This is a genomic window from Sphingomonas suaedae, from assembly GCF_007833215.1.
Classification (GTDB): domain Bacteria; phylum Pseudomonadota; class Alphaproteobacteria; order Sphingomonadales; family Sphingomonadaceae; genus Sphingomonas; species Sphingomonas suaedae.
Window position 1 is genome coordinate 2,035,069 of record NZ_CP042239.1, and the last position, 20,570, is coordinate 2,055,638.

Annotated in this window: 19 protein-coding genes; 14 read left to right on the forward strand and 5 right to left on the reverse strand. The window is 66.3% G+C overall.

Going from position 1 to position 20,570, the window contains the following annotated elements; genetic code table 11:
• The first annotated feature begins 58 nt into the window (after window positions 1–58).
• The 8 genes from FPZ54_RS09680 to FPZ54_RS09715 all read left to right on the forward strand — a co-directional run bounded on the left by FPZ54_RS09680 (window position 59) and on the right by FPZ54_RS09715 (window position 11,177).
• Window positions 59–640, forward strand: coding sequence for a hypothetical protein (locus FPZ54_RS09680; protein WP_145846742.1), 582 nt, complete (start codon window positions 59–61; stop codon window positions 638–640).
• Window positions 641–1,525, forward strand: coding sequence for a succinate--CoA ligase subunit alpha (gene sucD / locus FPZ54_RS09685; protein ID WP_145846743.1), 885 nt, complete (start codon window positions 641–643; stop codon window positions 1,523–1,525).
• Between the two features lie 85 nt (window positions 1,526–1,610).
• Window positions 1,611–4,571 carry a 2-oxoglutarate dehydrogenase E1 component gene (locus tag FPZ54_RS09690; protein ID WP_145846745.1) on the forward strand — a complete coding sequence of 987 codons (2,961 nt, stop codon included), beginning with the start codon at window positions 1,611–1,613 and terminating at the stop codon, window positions 4,569–4,571.
• A gap of 26 nt (window positions 4,572–4,597) precedes the next feature.
• Window positions 4,598–5,821 carry a 2-oxoglutarate dehydrogenase complex dihydrolipoyllysine-residue succinyltransferase gene (odhB, locus tag FPZ54_RS09695; protein ID WP_145846747.1) on the forward strand — a complete coding sequence of 408 codons (1,224 nt, stop codon included), beginning with the start codon at window positions 4,598–4,600 and terminating at the stop codon, window positions 5,819–5,821.
• Window positions 5,822–5,831: 10 nt separating this feature from the next.
• Complete coding sequence (locus tag FPZ54_RS09700; protein WP_145846748.1) at window positions 5,832–6,326, forward strand: YfbM family protein; 495 nt, start codon at window positions 5,832–5,834, stop codon at window positions 6,324–6,326.
• Window positions 6,327–6,345: 19 nt separating this feature from the next.
• On the forward strand, window positions 6,346–7,740 hold the full coding sequence (gene lpdA / locus FPZ54_RS09705) for a dihydrolipoyl dehydrogenase (protein WP_145846750.1): 1,395 nt from the start codon (window positions 6,346–6,348) through the stop codon (window positions 7,738–7,740).
• 67 nt (window positions 7,741–7,807) lie between these two features.
• Window positions 7,808–9,751 (forward strand): sensor domain-containing diguanylate cyclase, encoded by a 1,944-nt coding sequence (locus FPZ54_RS09710; RefSeq protein ID WP_145846752.1) that lies wholly within the window; start codon window positions 7,808–7,810, stop codon window positions 9,749–9,751.
• 85 nt (window positions 9,752–9,836) lie between these two features.
• Entirely contained in the window at window positions 9,837–11,177 is a 1,341-nt protein-coding gene (locus FPZ54_RS09715) for a serine hydrolase (RefSeq protein ID WP_145846754.1), read from the forward strand.
• 3 nt (window positions 11,178–11,180) lie between these two features.
• Here the strand turns inward: FPZ54_RS09715 and mgrA are convergent, their stop codons facing one another.
• Window positions 11,181–12,188 carry an L-glyceraldehyde 3-phosphate reductase gene (gene mgrA, locus FPZ54_RS09720; protein ID WP_145846756.1) on the reverse strand — a complete coding sequence of 336 codons (1,008 nt, stop codon included), beginning with the start codon at window positions 12,186–12,188 and terminating at the stop codon, window positions 11,181–11,183.
• Window positions 12,185–12,832 carry a YoaK family protein gene (locus tag FPZ54_RS09725; RefSeq protein WP_145846758.1) on the reverse strand — a complete coding sequence of 216 codons (648 nt, stop codon included), beginning with the start codon at window positions 12,830–12,832 and terminating at the stop codon, window positions 12,185–12,187. The genes mgrA and FPZ54_RS09725 overlap by 4 nt, the downstream gene beginning before the upstream one ends.
• 112 nt (window positions 12,833–12,944) lie before the next feature.
• On the opposite strand from FPZ54_RS09725, the gene FPZ54_RS09730 reads away from it, so the two are divergent.
• The 3 genes from FPZ54_RS09730 to FPZ54_RS09740 are packed head-to-tail and all read left to right on the forward strand — an operon-like array spanning window position 12,945 to window position 14,517.
• Window positions 12,945–13,505: an RNA polymerase sigma factor gene (locus FPZ54_RS09730; RefSeq protein ID WP_145846760.1), complete on the forward strand. Its 561-nt coding sequence runs from the start codon at window positions 12,945–12,947 to the stop codon at window positions 13,503–13,505.
• Complete coding sequence (locus FPZ54_RS09735; protein WP_145846762.1) at window positions 13,498–13,851, forward strand: DUF6768 family protein; 354 nt, start codon at window positions 13,498–13,500, stop codon at window positions 13,849–13,851. The genes FPZ54_RS09730 and FPZ54_RS09735 overlap by 8 nt, the downstream gene beginning before the upstream one ends.
• A 36-nt stretch (window positions 13,852–13,887) precedes the next feature.
• The gene (locus FPZ54_RS09740; protein WP_145846764.1) at window positions 13,888–14,517 is read left to right on the forward strand and encodes a trimeric intracellular cation channel family protein; all 630 of its coding nucleotides are present in this window, start codon (window positions 13,888–13,890) and stop codon (window positions 14,515–14,517) included.
• An 84-nt stretch (window positions 14,518–14,601) separates the two neighbouring features.
• On the opposite strand, the gene FPZ54_RS09745 is transcribed toward FPZ54_RS09740, so the two are convergent.
• The gene (locus FPZ54_RS09745; RefSeq protein ID WP_145846766.1) at window positions 14,602–14,997 is read right to left on the reverse strand and encodes a hypothetical protein; all 396 of its coding nucleotides are present in this window, start codon (window positions 14,995–14,997) and stop codon (window positions 14,602–14,604) included.
• 119 nt (window positions 14,998–15,116) lie between these two features.
• Here FPZ54_RS09745 and FPZ54_RS09750 point away from each other — a divergent pair, with 119 nt between their 5' ends.
• Window positions 15,117–15,710 (forward strand): TetR/AcrR family transcriptional regulator, encoded by a 594-nt coding sequence (locus FPZ54_RS09750; protein WP_186456987.1) that lies wholly within the window; start codon window positions 15,117–15,119, stop codon window positions 15,708–15,710.
• Window positions 15,711–15,744: 34 nt separating this feature from the next.
• Here FPZ54_RS09750 and FPZ54_RS09755 read toward each other — a convergent pair whose 3' ends face one another.
• Window positions 15,745–16,692 (reverse strand): prolyl hydroxylase family protein, encoded by a 948-nt coding sequence (locus tag FPZ54_RS09755; protein WP_145846770.1) that lies wholly within the window; start codon window positions 16,690–16,692, stop codon window positions 15,745–15,747.
• 50 nt (window positions 16,693–16,742) lie between these two features.
• Here FPZ54_RS09755 and FPZ54_RS09760 point away from each other — a divergent pair, with 50 nt between their 5' ends.
• Window positions 16,743–17,153 carry a YkvA family protein gene (locus tag FPZ54_RS09760; protein WP_338419565.1) on the forward strand — a complete coding sequence of 137 codons (411 nt, stop codon included), beginning with the start codon at window positions 16,743–16,745 and terminating at the stop codon, window positions 17,151–17,153.
• Between the two features lie 169 nt (window positions 17,154–17,322).
• Here FPZ54_RS09760 and FPZ54_RS09765 read toward each other — a convergent pair whose 3' ends face one another.
• On the reverse strand, window positions 17,323–18,552 hold the full coding sequence (locus FPZ54_RS09765) for a polyhydroxyalkanoate depolymerase (RefSeq protein WP_145846775.1): 1,230 nt from the start codon (window positions 18,550–18,552) through the stop codon (window positions 17,323–17,325).
• A gap of 205 nt (window positions 18,553–18,757) precedes the next feature.
• On the opposite strand from FPZ54_RS09765, the gene FPZ54_RS09770 reads away from it, so the two are divergent.
• Window positions 18,758–20,560 carry an ABC transporter transmembrane domain-containing protein gene (locus tag FPZ54_RS09770; protein ID WP_145846777.1) on the forward strand — a complete coding sequence of 601 codons (1,803 nt, stop codon included), beginning with the start codon at window positions 18,758–18,760 and terminating at the stop codon, window positions 20,558–20,560.
• The last annotated feature ends 10 nt before the right edge of the window (window positions 20,561–20,570 follow it).

Here is a 20,570-nt window from a genome sequence, read left to right on the forward strand (position 1 = left end):
CGAATGCGCCGATCCTGGACCCCGGCCTTCGCCGGGGAACAGGATATGGAGGTGTCGCTTGAGCGCCCTCCTCGCCATTTCCTTGGTCGCAGCGACGGCCCCCGCCCCCTCACCGCTGTTCGCGGCGTTCAAGGCGGCGTGCTTCGATCTCAAGACCTCTGACGGCGAGTCCGCGTTCGACAAGGTCGCTCCTGCTGCGAAAGCTGCAGGCTGGACCGAGGTGGCGGAGGCCGATGCCGATCCGCGCATTGCCGGGATCGTCGCCAAGGGCCGCGAGGCGATGCGTGAGGAAGAGCCGGACGCACAAGTCTCCGGACAAGTCTTCCGCCACAGCTTCGACGGCCGCACCGCCTGGCTCGTCACCAGCCGCTTCGTCGCCAAGGAAGGCTATTGGGGCGATGGCTGTCGTGCCTATGACCTCGACCTGCCCGCCGCCCCGCCGCGCGAAGAGATCGACGGCTGGGTCGGATCGGCACCGACCGGCGTTCAGGCCAGCGGCACCGCGACCAAGCGGCTGTGGGAGCCCTGGCAGAAGGGCGTAAGCCTCGAAATCACCTATGTCCCGCGCGATCACCCGCTGGGCACGTCTTACGGCATCCAGGGCCTGGTCCTGGTCTCGCAATCTATCGGAGGGTTCTGAATGTCCATTCTCATCGACCGGAATACCAAGGTCATCACCCAGGGGATGACCGGCGAAACCGGCACCTTCCACACCCAGCAGGCGCTGGCCTACGGCACGCAGATGGTCGGCGGCGTGACCCCGGGCAAGGGCGGCACCGAGCATATCGGCCTCCCGGTGTTCGACACCGTCGCCGAAGCCAAGAGCAAGACCGGCGCCGACGCGTCGGTGATCTACGTGCCCCCGCCCTTCGCCGCGGACTCGATCCTCGAGGCGATCGACGCCGAAATCCCGCTGATCGTGTGCATCACCGAGGGCATTCCGGTGCTCGACATGGTCAAGGTGAAGCGCGCGCTGTCGGGCAGCAAGTCGCGCCTGATCGGCCCGAACTGCCCGGGCCTGCTGACGCCCGGCGAGTGCAAGATCGGCATCATGCCGGGCAACATCTTCTCCAAGGGCAGCGTCGGCGTCGTCAGCCGCTCGGGCACGCTGACCTATGAGGCGGTGTTCCAGACGACCAATGCGGGCCTTGGCCAGACCACTGCGGTCGGCATCGGCGGCGATCCCGTCAACGGCACCAACTTCATCGACGTGCTCGAACTGTTCCTGGCCGACGACGCGACCGAGAGCATCATCATGATCGGCGAAATCGGCGGCGACGCCGAGGAGCAGGCCGCGCAGTTCCTGATCGACGAGGCCAAGCGCGGTCGCAAGAAGCCGATGGCCGGCTTCGTCGCGGGTCGCACCGCGCCTCCGGGCCGCCGCATGGGCCATGCCGGGGCGATCGTGTCGGGCGGCAAGGGCGATGCGGAAAGCAAGATCGCGGCGATGGAGGCAGCGGGCATCCGCGTGTCGCAGTCGCCGAGCCTGCTCGGCGAGACGCTGCTCGAGGCGCTGAAGGGCTGAAGTCGATGCCGTCGCCCCAGCGCAAGCTGGGGCCTCGGGCGGCAAGAGACCCCAGCGTTCGCTGGGGTGACGAAGGAACGGTAAGATGGGCGTTGATGGGTTGGATTTCGCGGAGATCGCAGGTGGCGTGAGCCCCGCCTTCGTCGAGACGATGTACGCGAAGTTCAAGGCTGATCCGTCGGCGGTCGAGGCGGGCTGGCGCCAGTGGTTTGAGGGGCTGGAAAGCACCGCGACCGGCCCCAGCTGGGCCAATCCGCGCTGGCCGCTCAAGGACACCGACGCGCTCACCGCCGCGCTCGACCCGACCCAGATGGAGCCCGCGCCCAGGCCCGCACGCGGCGGCGCGCCTGCTCCGGCCCCGGCACCCGCGGCCTCGGCGGCGGACATCGCCCGCGCGGCGAACGATTCGATCCGCGCGATGCTGCTGATCCGCACCTATCGCGTGCGCGGCCATCTCGCGGCCAATCTCGATCCGCTGGGCCTGTCGAAGCAGGAGCTGCCCGCCGACCTGACGCCCGAATATCACGGGTTCGGCGCCGACGATCTCGACCGGCCGATCTATCTCGGCGGCAATCTCGGGCTTGAAAAGGCGAGCGTGCGCGAGCTCGTCGAAATCCTGCGCCGCAATTATTGCGGCAATGTCGGCCTCGAATATATGCACATCGCTGATGTCGAGGAGCGCCGCTTCCTCCAGGAGCGCATGGAGGGCAAGGACAAGGCGATCGAATTCTCGCCCAACGGCAAGAAGGCGATCCTCGCCAAGGTGATCGAAGCCGAGCAGTGGGAGAAATTCCTCGGCAAGAAATATGTCGGCACCAAGCGCTTCGGCCTCGACGGCGGCGAATCGATGATTCCCGCGATGGAAGCGATCATCAAGTACGGCGGCCAGTATGGCGTGCGCGAGATCGTGTACGGCATGGCGCATCGCGGCCGCCTCAACATGCTCGCCAACGTGATGGCCAAGCCCTATCGCGTGATCTTCCACGAATTTGCGGGCGGATCGGCCAACCCCGACGATATCGGCGGGTCGGGCGACGTGAAGTATCACCTCGGCACCAGCACCGACCGTGAGTTCGACGGCATCAGCGTCCACATGTCGCTCGTCGCCAACCCCTCGCACCTCGAAGCGGTCGACCCGGTCGTGCTCGGCAAGGTGCGCGCGCAGCAGACCAACCGCAACGACCTCGAGAATCACGAGCAGGTCCTGCCCGTCCTCATCCATGGCGACGCCGCGTTCGCCGGCCAGGGGATCGTGTGGGAATGCCTCGGCTTCTCGGGCATCCGCGGCTACAACACCGGCGGCTGCATCCACTTCGTCATCAACAACCAGATCGGCTTCACCACTAGCCCGCAATTCGCGCGCTCCTCGCCCTATCCGTCGGACGTCGCCAAGGGCGTCCAGGCGCCGATCTTTCACGTCAATGGCGACGATCCTGAAGCGGTCACCTTCGCCTGCAAGATGGCGATCGAATTCCGCCAGCGGTTCAAGCGCGACATCGTCATCGACATGTGGTGCTATCGCCGCTTCGGCCATAATGAAGGCGACGAGCCGAGCTTCACCCAGCCGCTGATGTACGCCAAGATCAAGAAGCATCCCGGCGTCGCTGCGCTTTATGCCCAGCGGCTGGAGCGCGAGGGCGTGATCGACGGGGGCTTCGCCAAGGGTCATGAGGCAGAGTTCACCGCGCATCTCGAAACCGAGTTCGAGGCCGGCGCGTCGTACAAGGCGAACAAGGCCGACTGGTTCGGCGGCCGCTGGTCGGGGCTCGGCGCGCCGGGCGACGCGGAAACCGCGCGCCGCAACGTCGAGACCGGCATCGACAAGAAGCTGTTCGACAGCCTCGGCCGCACGCTGACGCAGGTGCCCGATGGGCTGACCGTCCACAAGACGCTCAACCGCGTGCTCGATGCCAAGGCGGCGATGTTCAAGTCGGGCGAGAATTTCGACTGGGCGACTGGCGAGGCTTTGGCGTTCGGCTCGCTGCTGTCGGAGGGCTATGGCGTCCGCCTGTCGGGCCAGGATTCGGGCCGCGGCACGTTCAGCCAGCGTCACGCGGTGTGGGTCGACCAGACCGACGAGCGCAAATATGTGCCGCTGAGCGAGATTCCGCACGGCCGGTTCGAGGTGCTCGACAGTCCCTTGAGCGAATATGGCGTGCTCGGCTTCGAATATGGCTATGCGCTCGCCGACCCCAAGAGCCTGGTGCTGTGGGAGGCGCAGTTCGGCGATTTCGTCAACGGCGCGCAAATCATGATCGACCAGTTCATCTCGTCGGGCGAGGCCAAGTGGCTGCGCGCCAACGGGCTCGTGATGCTGCTCCCCCATGGCTATGAGGGCCAGGGTCCCGAGCACAGCTCGGCGCGCCCCGAGCGCTTCCTGCAAAGCTGCGCGGGCGACAATATGCAGGTCGCCAACTGCACCACGCCGGCCAACTTCTTCCACCTGCTGCGCCGCCAGATGCATCGCAATTTCCGCAAGCCGCTGGTGGTGATGACGCCCAAGTCGCTGCTCCGCCACAAGATGGCGGTGAGCAAGGCTGCGGACTTCCTGGGGGAGACGCATTTCATGCGCATCCTCTCGGACCCGTCGGCGCCAGCGGACACGGATGTGAAGCGGCTGGTCCTGTGCACCGGCAAGGTCGCCTATGACCTGATCGAGGCGCGCGACGCGGCGGGCGACAAGAACACCGCGATCGTGCGCATCGAACAGCTCTACCCCTTCCCCGGCGAGCCGCTGGTCAAGCGGCTCCAGCGCATGACCAACCTCGAAGAGGTGGTCTGGGCGCAGGAGGAACCCAAGAACAACGGCTATTGGTTCTTCGTCGAACCCTTCATCGAAGACTGCCTGATCGAGGCGGGGGTGAAGCCGCAACGGCCGCGCTATGCCGGCCGCGCCGCGGCCGCCTCGCCCGCCACCGGCCTGATGAAGCGCCACCAGGCCGAGCAGGGCGCCCTTGTCGCCGACGCGCTGGGCCACAATGTACGCGAAGAAATCCGTCGCACCCGCAGCGACACCACCAAGCCGGTCGGCAAGGCCGGGGCTTGACCCTGATCCCCAGGAAGGACTGAACGATGGCAACCGAAATCCTCGTCCCCGTGCTGGGCGAATCGATCACCGAAGCGACGGTCGGCGAATGGCTGAAGCAGCCCGGCGACGCCGTGGCTGCCGATGAGCCGATCGCGAGCCTCGAAACCGACAAGGTGTCGGTCGAGGTGCCCGCCCCCGTCGCGGGCGTCATGGGCGCCCACGCGGTGCAGGTCGGCGATACCGTCGCCGTCGGCGCGATGATCGGCACGATCGAGGCGGGTGAGGGCGCGGCGCCCGCTCCCGCTGCCAAAGCCGAAGCGGCGCCCGCCCCGGCGAGCGCCGCGCAGCAGGCACCGGCGTCGGGGGATGTCGAGGCCGCAGCCCTCTCGCCGTCGGTTCGCCGTGCGATCCTGGAGCATGGCGTCGATCCGGCGACGATCACCGGTACCGGCAAGGACGGCCGCATCACCAAGGAGGACGTGGTCGCCGCGGCCTCGGCCAAGCCCGCGCCCGCCCCGGCAGCAGCGCCCGCGCCGGCCCCGGCGGCTGCCGCCGCATCGGCCAGCGGCCGCAAAGAAGAACGCGTGCGGATGACCCGCCTGCGCCAGACCGTTGCCCGCCGCCTCAAGGAAGCGCAGGACACCGCCGCGCTGCTCACCACCTTCAACGACGTCGACATGACCGCGGTCATCGAAGCGCGGACCAAGTACAAGGATCTGTTCGAGAAGAAGCACGGCGTCCGCCTTGGCTTCATGGGCTTCTTCGTGAAAGCCGCGTGCATGGCGCTCAAGGACATCCCCGCCGTCAACGCGCAGATCGACGGCGACGAGATCGTCTATCACGACTATGCCGACATCTCGGTCGCGGTCTCCGCGCCGCAGGGCCTGGTCGTCCCCGTCATCCGCGACGCCGACCAGATGAGCGTCGCGCAGGTCGAAAAGACCATCGGCGACTTCGGCAAGCGCGCCAAGGACGGCACGCTCAAGATGGACGAGATGAAGGGCGGCACCTTCACCATTTCCAACGGCGGCGTGTTCGGTTCGCTGATGTCGACCCCGATCATCAACCCGCCGCAGTCGGCGGTGCTAGGGCTCCACCGTATCGAGGACCGCGCCGTGGTCCGCGACGGCCAGATCGTCATCCGCCCGATGATGTATCTGGCACTGTCCTACGACCACCGCCTGATCGACGGGCGTGAGGCAGTCACCTTCCTCGTCGCGCTCAAGAACGCGATCGAAGACCCGACGCGTTTGCTGATCGACCTGTAAGGATTCGCCAATGAGCATGGTCGTCTATCTACGCCGAGCCACGGCGGACGAGGTTGCCCATCTCGCCGCCAATCCTGATGCGGTGCACGAGATGGTCTTCAGTGAAAGCGCCGATGGTCGCCTCGTCGATTTCGACAAGGCCTGGCACGCGCTTCATTTCATGCTCACAGGAGATGCAGGTAAGACCGGTCATCCGCTCAGCGTTCTTGTTGCTACCGACGAGGAATTAATCGGTACCGACGAAAACGGTTTTGGTGGCTACTGGCAGTTCGATCCCGCTAGAGTCAGCGCCTTCGCCGATGCACTAGCAGCAGTATCGGACGACGAACTGGCGCAGCGATACGATCCGGCGACGATGGTGAGGGAGTATGTTTATCTCGCCGACGTCTTCGAAGAAGAAGGCGAGGAAGCACTTCCTTATGTGATGCAAGGTGTCCCCGCACTGCGTCGGTTCGCCGATGAAGCCGTGCGAGATAACAATTACGTTATCGGCATCCTGAGCTAATCCGAAGAGGCATAGAACAATGGCTGAATACGACTTCGACGTCCTCGTGATCGGTGCCGGGCCCGGCGGTTATGTCGCCGCAATCCGCGCGGCGCAGCTCGGGCTCAAGACCGCGTGCGCCGAAGGGCGTGAGACGCTGGGCGGCACCTGCCTCAACGTCGGCTGCATCCCGTCCAAGGCGCTGCTCCACGCGTCCGAGCTGTTCGAGGAAGCCGCCGGCGGCGCGCTCGCCAAGCTCGGCGTCAAGCTCGGCTCGGTCGAACTCGACCTCGACGCGATGCACGCGCAGCGCAAGGAAGCGGTCAAGGGCCTGACCGGCGGCATCGAATTCCTGTTCAAGAAGAACAAGGTCGAATGGCTCAAGGGCTATGCCGCGTTCACCGGCAAGGACAGCGTCAAGGTCGGCGACCGCGAGGTTCGCGCCAAGAACATCGTCATCGCCACCGGATCATCGGTCACCCCACTGCCCGGCGTCGAGATCGACCAGCAGGTGGTCGTCGACAGCACCGGCGCGCTCGAACTGCCCAAGGTGTCCGAGCATCTGGTCGTCATCGGCGGCGGCGTGATCGGGCTTGAGCTGGGCAGCGTGTGGCGCCGCGTCGGCGCGAAGGTGACCGTGGTCGAATATCTCGACCAGATCCTCCCCGGCTTCGACGGCGACGTCCGCAAGGAATCGGCCAAGCTGTTCAAGAAGCAGGGCATCGAGTTCAAGACCGGGACCAAGGTCACCGGCGTGGCGGTGAATGGCGGCAAGGCCACCGTGACCGTCGAGCCCGCCAAGGGCGGCGAGGCGCAGACGATCGAAGCGGACAATGTCCTCGTCGCGATCGGCCGCCGTCCCAATACCGACGGCCTCAATCTCGAAGCCGCGGGGCTCAGCGTGAATGCGCGCGGCCAGATCGAGGTCGGGCACGAGTTCGAGACCGCGGTCGACGGCATCTGGGCGATCGGCGACGTCGTCCCCGGCCCGATGCTCGCGCACAAGGCCGAGGATGAGGGCATCGCGGTCGCGGAGAATATCGCGGGCCTCACGGGGATCGTGAACCACGACCTGATCCCGTCGGTTGTCTACACGATGCCCGAAATCGCCGGCGTCGGCCTGACCGAAGAGGCGGCGAAGGAAAAGGGCGAGGTCAAGGTCGGCAAATTCCCGATGGCGGGCAACAGCCGCGCCAAGACCAATCACGAGCCCGACGGCTTCGTGAAGATCATTGCGGACGCCAAGACCGATCGCGTGCTCGGCGTGTGGATCATCACCAGCCTTGCGGGCACCATGATCGCGCAGGCGACCCAGGCGATGGAATTCGGCGCGACCAGCGAGGACATCGCCTATACCTGCCACGCGCATCCGACGCACAGCGAGGCGATCAAGGAAGCGGCGATGGCAGTGACGGGCAAGCCGATCCACATCTGATCGGCTTGCGGCGACTACGTAGGTCCGCCTAATCGGGCGCTTAACCCAGCCGCTCTAGCTCAGGACGATGCTGGAGCGGCTCCCGACTTTGCTGCGCGACATGTCGATCACCACGCGAACGGCCATTACGCTGTCGGCGCTGATCGGCCTTATCTTCGTGGTCGCGGGGTTTCTCTCCTATCGTGACAGCGAGCGACGCACGCGCGAGGCCGGACTCACCACGCTCGACCATTATGCCCGGCAGGTCGTCCGGGAGGAGGAACGGCGTTTCTCCCGCATCCGCACCACGCACATTCACGCCACGGAGCTGATGCGCGCGCAGCTCGCGTCCAGCCCCCGCCTCGCCGATGCCGCCGCGTTCGACGTCATGTTTCCCGCTGATCGCCGGGGTGGGCGACGCAGCGCGCCGGCCCTCTACAATGGCGGCAACACGCCCCTGGGCTATATAAGGGGCGTCGGCGCGTTCATCGCGCACGAGCCGGACGCAGCGGCGCGACGCCGATTGATGGCAGCGACCGGTATCGTCCATGCGCTCGGCGAAGGGGTGCGACCCGAGCTGGAAAGCCTCTATTATTTCACGCCCGACAACAGCTTGGTGATCTTCGCTGCGGATCGCCCGGATCGCCTCCGCTTTTATCGTCAGGACGCGCCGAGCACGCTCGACTTCCAGCGTCAGGAATTTGCCACCATCTCGACCCCGACGGCCAATCCGGCACGTGCGATGCGCTGCACCGCGCTACGCCATATCGTGCACGACCGCAGCGGCGGGACCTGGACGACCGGGTGCATGACGCCGGTCGACATCGACGGTCGGCACGTCGGCACATGGGGGACCAGCGTGCTGCTCGACACGTTAATCGCGCCGAGTGATTTCGCCGACGTTCCAAGAGCAAGCGTGATCCTGATCTCGCGCGAGGGACGCTTGATCCACCACCCGGACTATACGCGACAGCGGCGCGTCGGCCCCGAATCGATGCTCGACCTCACCACGACCCGCGATCCCCGGCTGGCTGCCTTATGGTCTTTCGTCCAGGCGCAGCGCGACGGGCATTTCCTGGGTGAAGCGCCGTCGCTCGACAGCTTTGTCGCGATGCGAAAGATCGGCACGCCGGGCTGGTACGCGCTGGTCGTCCAGGACGAAGCCGTGATGCGAGCCGAAACCAACCGGCTGATCCTGCGCGTTGCGCTGACCGCAGCCGCCTGCCTGGTCCTTCAGGCACTCACCATCCTGTTCCTGCTCCGTCGCCAGGTCGGCGCGCCTCTGCGCAGGCTGATCGAGCGTACGCGCGCGCTGACCCGTCGCGTGCCCCCCGCCCGTTATGTCGATATCGAACGGATCGCGGTGCGGGACGAGGTTGCCCAATTGACCCATGACTTCGATGTGATGGCGGAAAGGATCGGGTCGGCCCAAACGGAGCTGGAGCGCAAGGTCTCCGACCGTACCGAAGCCCTTCGCCGTGCCAATCTGAAGCTCAAGCTGATCGCGACGCAGGATCAGCTGACCGGCATCCCCAATCGCCGCAGCCTCGTGACCGAAGTCGAGGCGCGGATGGCAACCCGGAGCGCTGAGGGGCATTATCTGCTGCTGTTCGACATCGATCGCTTCAAGCGCATCAACGATGTCCATGGCGAGACGACGGGGGACCGGGCGTTGATTCGAATCGCGAACGGGATCGCGTCGCTGCTGCGCGAGGGCGATGTATGCGGTCGCATCGGGGGAGCGGAATTCGCCGCGTTCGTCCGCGCCGACAGCCAGGCCGAAGCGATGAACGTCGCCGAGCGGGTGCGCGTCGGCCTTTTCGGCCTCCAGACCCCGGGCCGCTATGGGGAAATGATCCGCCTGACGGTCAGCGCCGGGGTCGCGGGCGCGGTAATGGACGATGATTTCGACACGCTGTTCGCCCGCGCCGAGGCGGCGCTCAATCGCGCCAAGCGTCTGGGACGGGACCGTGCGGCGTGGCAGAGCGCACCCGCATCGGTGCGATCCGAAAGAACCAGGTCGGTCGCCTGACCCCGACCCGTCGCTACCCCAGCTTGCCCTTGCACCCTTGCTGCCAACTGTTATAGTTGAGCAATACACAGGGAGGGATCGAACCATGAAATTTCCGAGCATCACCGCTGGGTTCGCTGCGCTCTCCTTGATCGCCACGCCCGCATTGGCACAGGATCCCGCGCGCATGGACGCCGTCGTCGGCGACGATGCGCAGAAGGGCGAGTTCATGGGCGCGGTGCTCGTCGCGCGAGATGGCGAAATCCTGTTCGACAAGGGCTATGGCTCGGCGAACCTGGAATGGAAGATCGCCAATGACGGCGCGACCAAATTCCGCCTGGGGTCGGTCACCAAACAGTTCACCGCAGTGGCGATCCTGCTGCTTCAGGAACGCGGCAAGCTGACGCTCGACGCTCCGGTCAAGACCTATCTCCCCGATGCGCCCGCCAGCTGGGACAAGGTGACCGTCCATCACCTGCTCACCCACACATCGGGCATTCCGAACTTCACCAGCTTCCCCGATTACGGAAAGCAGAAAACGCTGCCCGCAACGCATGAGAGCCTGATCGCGCGTTTCCGCGACAAGCCGTTGGAGTTCCAGCCGGGCGAGAAGTGGAACTATTCCAATTCGGGCTATATTCTGCTCAGCGCGATCGTCGAGAAACTGAGCGGCCAGAGCTATGCCGAGTTCGTCGCGGCGAACCTGTTCAAGCCGCTCGGCATGACCGATACCGGCTATGACAGCCACGCCGCGATCATCCCGCGCCGCGCATCGGGCTATGCCCCGTCCAAGGACGGACCGGTCAATGCCGACTATATCAGCATGACTATCCCTCAGGGCGCGGGCGCGCTCTATTCCACGACCCGCGACCTGCTGACATGGCAGCGCGGCCTGTACGGCGGCAAGCTGCTCAAACCCGCCTCGCTCGCCGCTTTCCGCACCCCGTACAAGAATGGCTATGCGCTTGGCATCGGCGTGGAAAGCAAAGACGGCGTCACCACGATCGAACATGGCGGCGGGATCGAGGGGTTCAACACCTCGCTCGCCTATGATCCCGATCGCAAGATCACCGTGGTGGTGCTCGGCAACCTCAACGGCCCCTCGCCCGGGAAACTCTCCAAATCGCTGATGACCCTTGCCCGCGGCGGCACCGTCGTCCTTCCGAGCGAGCGCAAGGCCGTGACCATCGCCCCCGAAGAACTGGTCCAATATGAAGGGGTGTACGAAATTTCCCCCACCTTCGCGATCACGATGCGGGTCAAGGACGGCAAGCTGATGACCCAGGCGACCGGGCAACAGGAGTTCGAGCTGTTTCCCGAGAGCAAGGACCGCTTCTTCCTCAAGGTCGTCGACGCCCAGGCCGAATTCACCCGCGACGCGGCGGGCAAGGTCACCGGTCTGATCCTGCATCAAGGCGGCCGATCGACCCCGGCGCCACGGAAATAGGATTTACACCCGCTCCCCCGGCTTCGCGGCGAACCGGTCGATTGCCGCCAGTTCCTCGCCGCTGAACTCCAGCCGCTTGACCGCGTCGAGCGAATTGTCCAGCTGCTCCACCGTCCGCGCGCCGATCAGCGCGGAGGTGACGCGCGCGTCGCGCAGCACCCAGGCGATCGCCATCTGCGCGAGCGTCTGACCACGCGCCGCCGCGATGTCGTTCAGCCCGCGCAGCCGCGCCACCAGCGCATCGGTCAGCCGCTCGCGCCGCAGCGAGAAATCCTTCGCGGCGCGCGCATCCTCCGGCACCCCGTTCAGATAGCGCCCGCCAAGCAGTCCCTGCGCCAGCGGCGAAAAGGCGATGCACCCCGCCCCCACTTCCTCCAGCACGTCGAGCAGGCCATCCTCGACCCAGCGGCTCAGCATCGAATAATCGGGCTGGTGGATCAGCAGCGGCACGCCCTCGGCGGTCAGGATTTCCGCCGCGCGTCGCGTCGCCTCGGGCGTGTAGCTCGAAATGCCCACATAGAGCGCCTTGCCCTGCCGGTGCATCTGCACCAGCGCGCCCATCGTCTCCTCGATCGGCGTATCGGCATCCATCCGGTGCGAATAGAAGATGTCGACATAGTCGAGCCCCATTCGCCGCAGCGACTGGTCGAGGCTGGCGATGAGGTATTTGCGGCTCCCGCCATCGCCATAGGGACCGGGCCACATATCCCACCCCGCCTTGGTCGACACGATCAATTCGTCGCGATGCGGCCGCAGATCGTTCGCCAGCACCCGACCGAACGTCTCCTCCGCCGATCCGTAGGGCGGGCCGTAATTGTTCGCGAGATCGAAATGCGTCACGCCCCGATCGAACGCCCGCAGCAGCATCGCACGGCCAGTCTCATAGGCATCGACTCCGCCGAAATTTTGCCACAGGCCCAGCGACACGGCGGGCAACACAATCCCGCTGCGTCCGCACCGGCGATAGGGCATTGTGCCGCCATAGCGGTCGGCGGCGGGCAGATAGGTCATCGGGTCGCTCCTCGGGTCAGCCCCGCCGCGACCAGCGTCAGCCCGCCAGCGGCCAGTGCAGCGATCCATAGCGCCAGATCGGCCGCCGCCAAGCCGACCTTCGCCCCCATCACTACGCCGACCGCAAAACCCAGCCACAGCATCAGATGCGGCACAAATGCCCAGCGGTCGGGATCGCCCATCAGTGCGCCCGCCAGCCGCTGCGCCATCCGCACCAGCGATCCGGTCATATAGGAGACGCCGATCGCCACCTCGCCGTCGCGTGCGAACACGCCATTCTCCATGCCCATCGCCGCCGCGACCAGCAACAACGGCAGCGGCCCGGGCCGTATCATCCACAACCCAGCTGCGGCGGCGAGCGTTGCAGTGACCGCGCCCAGCACCGCAACCTTGCGCCGCTCCGCAAAGCGCCGCGCAATGATCGCGGCGCCCATCACCCCCGCGACAAAGGCGAGGATCAGCGCCGCCGCCAGGACCGCGGTGCCATCGGCCAGCCCGATTCCGACCCCCAGCCGCGTCGAATTGCCGCTCATGAACGACACGAAATAGCCGCCCAGCCGGGTGAAGGCGATCGCATCGACGAACCCGGCCAGCGCCGCGAGCGCGACGGCAAGCGCAATGAAGCGGGGGGCATAGGACTGCATTCGTGCCATTCTCCACATGCGGGCAGCGCCGCCAAGCCCGAACCGCGCGATAAATCGCTCCCACCGGCGTCGCCGATTGAACCGAATGGCAATTCGGGCGCACCTTGATTGCATGAACGGGGACCAGAACGAAGCCGATCACGCGATGGACGCCTGGCTGGTGACGGCCGCGCAGGGCGGGGATCGGCGCGCGATCGCGCTGCTCGCCCGCCGCTGGCACCGTAGACTGGTGGCGCATGGCTGGCGGCTGACCGGCGAACGCGCCCTTGCGGAAGAGGCTGTGCAGGCCGCGTGGATCGACATCGTTCGTGGCCTCGGTCGGTTGCGCGACGAACGCGCCTTTCCCGCCTGGGCCTATCGCATCGTCACGCGCAAGACCGCGGCGGCGATCGGCGATCGCGTCGCGGGCCGCGCGCTCGCCGCCGCGCTTGAAAAGGACGCGCCACCCCCACCGGCCGGCCCCGAGGACGCGGCAGACCGGTCGGCGCTGCGCCACGCCGTCGCCACGCTCGCACCCGGCCATCGCGCGGCGGTGGCGCTGCATTATTTCGAGGGGCTGAGCGTCGCCGAAACCGCGGTCGCGCTCGGCATCCCCGCCGGAACCGTCAAGACCCGCCTGATGCACGCCCGCGCCAGGCTCAAGGCCATATTGGAAGGAGAAGACCATGCGTGACGCCGAAATCGAGGCCGCCATCGCGGCCGAGGAGCGCGACCTGCTGCGCCGGATCGGAGAGGAGCCCGGATATTTGACCCAGGTGGGATCGATGTTCCGCGGCAGCATCGGCTGGACCAGTGCCGTGGTGCTGGTCGCCCAGACGCTGATGTTCTTCGCCGGCGTCTATGCCGCGTGGCGCTTCTTCGGCGCGACAGAAACGCTGGAGGCGCTGCGCTGGGGCCTCCCCGCCATGACGCTGTTGCTGATGGCGACGATCTTCAAGGCGGCAATGCTCCCGGTGATGCACATCAATCGCGTGCTACGCGCGGTGAACCGGGTCGGGGCAAGCGGCGCCGCGCGCTGATTTGACGCGGACCGGCCGGGGTGGAACAGGGAGCCCATGGCTCCCGATCCGCTCCCGCTTGGCTCTTTCCTCCCCTGGCTCGACCTGTTCGGCATCGCCGTGTTCGCGGCAACCGGGGCGCTCGCCGCAGCGGGACGCAGCCAGACCTTCGTCACCGCCGCCTTTTTCGGGCTCGTCACCGGAGTCGGCGGCGGCACGATCCGCGACCTGCTGATCGGCGCGCCGGTCTGGTGGGTTCACCATCCCTTCGTCGCGGCGCTGTGCCTCGGCGTTGCGGCAATCATCTGGGTCACCCCGCAGCGCTGGTGGGACGGGCGCGGCTTCGACTGGCTCGATGCTGCGGGGCTTGCCGCCTATGCCGTGTTCGGCGCGGCCAAGGCGCTCGAATATGGCATCCCGCCGATCCCGGCGATGCTGATGGGCGTGCTCACCGCCTGCGCCGGCGGCATCATCCGCGACGTGCTGGCGGGCGAGCCGTCGATCCTGATGCGCCCCGAACTCTACGTTACCGCCGCAGCGCTTGCCTCCGGCCTCCATGTTGCGCTCAGCCTCGCCGGGCTGCCCCTCTATGCCGCCGGAATCCTCGCCGCAGCCGCCGGGTTCGCGTTGCGCGCAGCGGCGATCGTCTGGAAGCTGGCACTCCCCGCCTATCGCGGGGGGCGCTAGAGTCGGTTTCAGCTGAGCTGAAGTGCGGCGACGGCCCGACCCCCAAAGGGGGCGAGATCGCTTTCATCTCTGCCCCTCGGCAGTTCAACACCCCTCGGGTGCGGCCCCACGTTTCAGCGTGATGTCGCCGACCTTGGTTCGCCCCGGCTTGGGAGCGCCATCGCCGGTCACGTCGCCCGCAGCGACCTGAACCCCATTGCGCGCCTCCTGTGCCTTCGGTTTGGGGCCTCGCGGAATGCGGCGGATGATATCGCGATCCACACTGCCTTGGACCGCCTCGCCATCGCCGCCGCTCTTGCGGACGGTCAGCCTGGCCCGGGGACCTCCTCCCGGACCAGCGCCGGTAACGATATCGGGCGCGTTGGCGCAGCGGGCATCGTTCCTGGATTCGCCCTTGATATCCTCGATTTTCATGAACTGCCCGCCCGCAGCCGGCATCGCGATGGCCATCATCGCACCCACAACCAACAGTCGCATCATCTTTCTCCCCATCGCGGATCGATTGCCCTGCCCTCACGCTGCGGCTATGCCGATTGGAGCATTAAGCTAGATTAGCACTCTAGAGCATTAATCTAATCTGAACCAGTATGAGAATCGTGATGACGTCGAAGGCAGAGGAAACCCGGACCCGCGTACTGGATGCCGCTGCGCGTCTCTTCGCCGAACGCGGACTGGAAGCGGTGTCGATTCAGGATATTCGCGACGCATCGGGGGTTTCGAACGGCAGCATCTTCCATCATTTCGGATCGAAGAATGGCGTCGCGCTGCACGTCTATCTCGATGAACGCCGCGCCTATTGGAACCATGCGATCGCCGCGCTGGAGGCGCATGAGGGCGATCCCATCGATGCGCTCGCCGCCGCCGTCCGCGCAACGCTCGCCTATCAGGAGGCGAATCCCAAGCGGCACAATTTCATGATCGAATGCGCGAGTTCCACCTGGACCCGCGCCCATGCCGCGCCGGTCCAGGCGCTCAATGCCGAATTCACGCAGCGCTTTCTCGCCTGGGGCGCACCCCATGCCATGGCCGGACGCCTGCGCCCCATCGATCCTCAACTTGTCGCCGCGCTCGTCTTCGGCCCCAGCCAGTGGCTTGCCCGCTCCTGGCTCACCGGGCTGACGCCGGAGCCGCCGACGCATTATGCGGATAGGCTGGTCGAACTGGTCACCAGCGCGCTCCGCCCAGCCCCCTAGAATCGTTTTGAATTAGGACGACCCGCAACTGACGTTATTCGGGCGTATAGACGCCTGCCCGGATCCACCGGCTCGCCAGCCATTTCTCACCGCTTCCCACCGGCGCTCCCGCGTGCCATCCACGCTCGTCGCGGCGGCCATCGTCGAGCGTGTTGCGAAACACCAGCGCGTCGCCCTTGCGACCCGCCACCCGCAATCCCAGTTCGGTGAATACCGTCTCGCCGCCGGAATAGCCGTCATTGAGCCAGACCAGCACGGTCAGAATGCGCTGCGTCGGCCCTGGAACCCCCGCATAGGCATCATGGTGACGCCGGAATTCCTGGCCGGGCGCGTACCGAAGGACGTTCAGTGGCTCGCCCTGTCGCGTCGATGTGCCCGTCGCTGCGGCGATGCGTCGGTTTAGATTGTGGACAACCAGATCCTCGTCGAGCGCCAGGATCGACATCGCGTCCGAACGGCGAACCGGATCGGGCTTGCCATCCCCTGTCACGGGATCAACCACCAACGCCGGTTGCAGCGCGTCGGCGCTCCGCATCGCCAGATAATCGCATTCCTCCGCGCTTGCGAACCCCGTGATCCGCACGATCAGGGGTCGCTCGCTCAGGATCGTGCGCGGCGCGCCCATCGCTTCGCTGAACCCAGGCGACACTTCCAGCAATGCCAGTTGTTCGCGGGACTCCGCATCGTCCACCGCGCGCAACATCGCCACCGCACCCTCGAAATCGGGCGCGCACCCAATTCCCGCCGCGATCAGATATGCTCGCGCACGCCCCGCCTTCGCCAGTCCCTTTGCCGCGGCGGCGGCAAGTGCCATGTGCGCGGCACCGAAATCCTGCGGGCCGTACAATCCGAACAGTCGCCAATCCGCCAGCCGCCAAAGGCTTGCCGGATCTCCGGCCCGCGCACCGTCTTCGACCTGAGCCACCGCCTCGTCGATACGCCCCGCATCGATCAGCGCGCGAATGGGATCGCTCTCGTTCATACCCGTTTCTTGGCGCCTTTTCCGCGCAAGGCAACCATGCGCGCCTGCCCATGCGGCTTGACGCCCGTCTCGGCGCGCGCAAAGCCTCGCCCATGGGAAGCAGCTTTACCCACCGTATCCGTGTCGAGGCACATGCCGTCTGGCTCGCCGTCCGCGATCCGCGCACGCCGCTGCTTGCGAAACTGGTGGGGTTGCTGGTCGCAGCCTATGCGCTGTCGCCGATCGATCTGATTCCGGACTTCATCCCGGTGCTGGGGCTGATCGACGATGCGGTGCTGATTCCGGCCGGAGTCTGGCTGTTCGCCCGCCTCGTGCCTCCCGCGCTGCTCGCCGAACACCGCGCGGCGGCTGAAGCCGCGTCGGCGCGTCCCGTCAGCAAATGGGGCATCGCTATCGTGATCGCGTTATGGGCGCTGATCGCATGGCTGGTCTTTGAATTTCTGATGCTTGGCTATGATTGAGTGAGGCGGGGGCGCCTAGAAGCGCACGCTCTCAACCGGAACCCAGCATTCCGTTTGTGCTGAGCTTGTCGAAGCACCCCTCCGCCCCTCTTGGAGGGCATCAGGCGGCCCTTCCACAGGCTCAGGGCAAGCGGCTTCAGCTAATGCCGCCGCCGTTCAGCGCCGCCGTTCAGCTATGCGTTGCGATCCATTCCTCAAGCACCGGCGCGATCTTCGTCCGCCATTTGCTGCCGTTGAAAATACCATAATGGCCTACGTCCGGAGCCATGTGATATTTCTTCATCTTCTCCGGCAGCTTCGTCGCGATGGTCAGCGCCGCCCTGGTCTGGCCAAGTCCCGAGATATCGTCCTTCTCCCCCTCGATCGCCAGCAGCGCGGTATCGGTGATTGCGGCGGGATCGACGCGGCGGCCACGATGCATCATCTCGCCCTTGGGCAGCGCATGGCTCTGGAACACCACATCGATCGTCTGGAGGTAGAATTCCGACGTCATGTCGCAGACCGATCGATATTCGTCATAGAATCGCATCGTCGATTCCGCGCTCTCGCCATCGCCCTTCACCAGATGCTTGAACATCTCCCAGTGCGAATTCATGTGGTTGCCCAGATTCATCGTCATGAATCCGGCCAGTTGGAGAAAGCCCGGATAGACCGTTCGTCCGGCGCCGGGATAGGTCGCCGGAACGGTCGCGATCACATTGTGCTGGAACCAGGCATGGGGGCGTTCGGTCGCCAGCGTGTTGACCGCGGTCGGCGCTTCGCGCGTGTCGATCGGCCCGCCCATCATGGTCAGCGTGCGCGGCGTGTTGGGATGCTTGTCGGCATTCATGAGCGCGACCGCGGCATAGGCGGGGACCGAAGGCTGGCACACCGCCAGCACATGCGCGCGCGCATCGTCTTCCGCTCCGATCGTTGCCAGAAATTCCACCAGATAATCGACATAGTCGTCGAGGTCGAAGCGGCCATCGGCCAGCGGCACCTGCCGCGCATCGCGCCAGTCGGTGATATAGACGTCCGCCACCGGCAGCATCCGCTCCACCGTCCCCCGAAGCAGGGTGGCGAAATGTCCGCTCATCGGGGCAACGATCAGCAACTTCGGCCCGCCCTCAACGCCCTCGCGCACGAACCGCTTGAGCTGCCCGAACGGCTTGCGCAGCACGATTTCCTCACGGACGTCGACCCGCTTGCCGTCGATCGTCGTGGACTCCAGCCCGAATTCGGGCTTGCCGCGCGGCGCCGCGGCATGGGCGAACACTTCGAGCGCCGAGGCGAGAATCGGACCCCCACCGAAATAGGCAAAGGGATTGGCGGGATTATTGAGCAGCCCCGCACTGAAATTGGCCAGCGCGCTTGCGCCTGCCAGCATCGAGCGCTGAAGTTCATAGGCATTGTACAACATCGGCAGTCAACATCCCCGCCCCGGTCGGGGCCAAAACACTAGTCTGATATAGGTTATAGCGGCGTCATGCTGCGGTGCAAACGCGACGTACCCAATTTTCGATCCGGCCCGCGTGCTGAAACGATCGCCCGTCGACAGGCTAAGGGCAAGCGGAAGTGTGATTCAAACCGGTTCCCTTGCGCCAGCCATCGCGCTAGGCGGCGGCATGGCCGAGCCCGTATCGCCCCCCGCCCCCGCCCAGCCGCCCGCCGCCCAGCCGCCGCGCAAGCTGTCCAGCCTGACGATCGTGTGGGGCTATACCCGTCGCTACCCGCTCCAGCTCGGCCTCGCGATCCTCGCCCTGCTGCTCGCGGCGGGCGCGACGCTTTGGATCCCGCGTACGTTCAAGGAAGTGGTGGACAAGGGCTTCGCATCCGGCGCCGACCCCAGCCAGATCGGCGGCTATTTCCAGGGCCTGTTGCTGGTCGTCGTCGTCCTCGCCTTCGCCACCGCGATGCGCTTCTACTTCGTCTCCTGGCTGGGCGAGCGGACCGTCGCGGACATGCGCGCTGCGGTGCACCGCAATCTGCTGCGCCTGCCCCCGCGCTGGTTCGAAGAGAACCGACCGTCGGAAATCGCCAGTCGCCTTACCGCCGACACCGCCGTGGTCGAACAGATCGTCGGCACCACCGTCTCGGTCGCGCTGCGCAACCTGCTGATCGCGATCGGCGGTACTGTCTATCTCTTCGTGCTCGCGCCCAAGATCGCCGCCTATCTGCTGGTCGGCATCCCGGTCATCGTGCTGCCGATCATGTGGCTGGGCGGGCGCGTCCGCCGCTTCTCGCGCACCAGCCAGGACCGGGTCGCGGACATCGGCTCGATCGCGTCGGAAACCTTGGGGGCGATGCGGATCGTCCAGGCGTTCGGGCAGGAACGGCGGGAGGGCGAGCGCTTCCAGGCCGCGGTCGATCGCGGCTTCGCCACCGCGCGCAAGCGCTTCGCCACGCGCGCGATCATGACCGCGCTCGTCATCTTCGCGCTGTTCACCGCGATCACCCTCATCATGTGGGATGCCGTGTACGGCGTCGCGCAGGGGCGCATCTCCGGCGGTTCGATCACCGCCTTCGTCATCACCGCCGGCCTCGTCACCGGCGCGTTCGGCGCGCTCACCGAAGTTTATGGCGACCTACTCCGCGCTTCGGGCGCGGCGGCCCGACTCGCCGAATTGCTGGCGGAGGAGCCGGAGATCGCGGCGCCTGCCGACCCGATCCCGCTCCCGGTCCCGGCCCGCGGCGCGATCGAGTTCGCGGGCGTCACCTTCCGTTACCCCACCCGCCCCGAAGTCTCCGCGCTCACCGACTTCAACCTCTCGGTCGCGCCCGGCGAGACCGTCGCCGTGGTCGGCCCCTCGGGCGCGGGTAAATCGACCTTGTTCCAGCTCGTCCAGCGCTTCTACGATCCCGAGGGGGGCGAGGTCCGCGTCGATGGCGTGCCCCTGCGCCGCGCCGATCCGACCGAGGTCCGCGCGCGCATGGCGATGGTGCCTCAGGAAACCGTGATCTTCGCCGCGTCGGCACGAGACAATCTGCGCTATGGCCGCTGGGACGCGACCGAAGAGCAGATCTGGGAGGCTGCGCAGGCCGCTAACGCCGCCGACTTCCTGCGCGACCTTCCCGAGGGCCTCGATACCTTCCTTGGCGAGGACGGCGCCCGCTTGTCCGGCGGGCAACGCCAGCGCATCGCCATCGCCCGCGCGCTGCTGCGCGACGCCCCGATCCTGCTGCTCGACGAAGCGACGAGCGCGCTCGACGCGGAAAGCGAGCGGCTGGTTCAGGATGCGCTCGAACGGCTGATGCAGGGTCGCACCACGCTGGTGATCGCCCACCGCCTCGCCACCGTCCGCGCGGCGAAACGGATCGTGGTGATGGACGAAGGGCGGATCGTCGAAACCGGCACCCATGCCGAACTGGTGGCCAAGGGCGGCCTCTACGCCCGCCTCGCCAGCCTTCAGTTCAGCGAGAGTGTCTGAACCCTGACCA

What these genes read in the sequence shown, in the direction of transcription:
- FPZ54_RS09760 (WP_338419565.1), top strand. Translation starts at nt 16,743, where the DNA reads ATGCGGCTTGACGCCCGTCTCGGCGCGCGCAAAGCCTCGCCCATGGGA.
- mgrA (WP_145846756.1), bottom strand. Translation starts at nt 12,188, where the DNA reads ATGACCTATCTGCCCGCCGCCGACCGCTATGGCGGCACAATGCCCTAT.
- FPZ54_RS09700 (WP_145846748.1), top strand. Translation starts at nt 5,832, where the DNA reads ATGAGCATGGTCGTCTATCTACGCCGAGCCACGGCGGACGAGGTTGCC.
- FPZ54_RS09750 (WP_186456987.1), top strand. Translation starts at nt 15,117, where the DNA reads ATGACGTCGAAGGCAGAGGAAACCCGGACCCGCGTACTGGATGCCGCT.
- lpdA (WP_145846750.1), top strand. Translation starts at nt 6,346, where the DNA reads ATGGCTGAATACGACTTCGACGTCCTCGTGATCGGTGCCGGGCCCGGC.
- odhB (WP_145846747.1), top strand. Translation starts at nt 4,598, where the DNA reads ATGGCAACCGAAATCCTCGTCCCCGTGCTGGGCGAATCGATCACCGAA.
- FPZ54_RS09690 (WP_145846745.1), top strand. Translation starts at nt 1,611, where the DNA reads ATGGGCGTTGATGGGTTGGATTTCGCGGAGATCGCAGGTGGCGTGAGC.
- FPZ54_RS09770 (WP_145846777.1), top strand. Translation starts at nt 18,758, where the DNA reads ATGGCCGAGCCCGTATCGCCCCCCGCCCCCGCCCAGCCGCCCGCCGCC.
- FPZ54_RS09745 (WP_145846766.1), bottom strand. Translation starts at nt 14,997, where the DNA reads ATGATGCGACTGTTGGTTGTGGGTGCGATGATGGCCATCGCGATGCCG.
- FPZ54_RS09765 (WP_145846775.1), bottom strand. Translation starts at nt 18,552, where the DNA reads ATGTTGTACAATGCCTATGAACTTCAGCGCTCGATGCTGGCAGGCGCA.
- FPZ54_RS09725 (WP_145846758.1), bottom strand. Translation starts at nt 12,832, where the DNA reads ATGCAGTCCTATGCCCCCCGCTTCATTGCGCTTGCCGTCGCGCTCGCG.
- FPZ54_RS09730 (WP_145846760.1), top strand. Translation starts at nt 12,945, where the DNA reads ATGAACGGGGACCAGAACGAAGCCGATCACGCGATGGACGCCTGGCTG.
- FPZ54_RS09740 (WP_145846764.1), top strand. Translation starts at nt 13,888, where the DNA reads ATGGCTCCCGATCCGCTCCCGCTTGGCTCTTTCCTCCCCTGGCTCGAC.
- sucD (WP_145846743.1), top strand. Translation starts at nt 641, where the DNA reads ATGTCCATTCTCATCGACCGGAATACCAAGGTCATCACCCAGGGGATG.
- FPZ54_RS09710 (WP_145846752.1), top strand. Translation starts at nt 7,808, where the DNA reads ATGCTGGAGCGGCTCCCGACTTTGCTGCGCGACATGTCGATCACCACG.
- FPZ54_RS09715 (WP_145846754.1), top strand. Translation starts at nt 9,837, where the DNA reads ATGAAATTTCCGAGCATCACCGCTGGGTTCGCTGCGCTCTCCTTGATC.
- FPZ54_RS09735 (WP_145846762.1), top strand. Translation starts at nt 13,498, where the DNA reads ATGCGTGACGCCGAAATCGAGGCCGCCATCGCGGCCGAGGAGCGCGAC.
- FPZ54_RS09755 (WP_145846770.1), bottom strand. Translation starts at nt 16,692, where the DNA reads ATGAACGAGAGCGATCCCATTCGCGCGCTGATCGATGCGGGGCGTATC.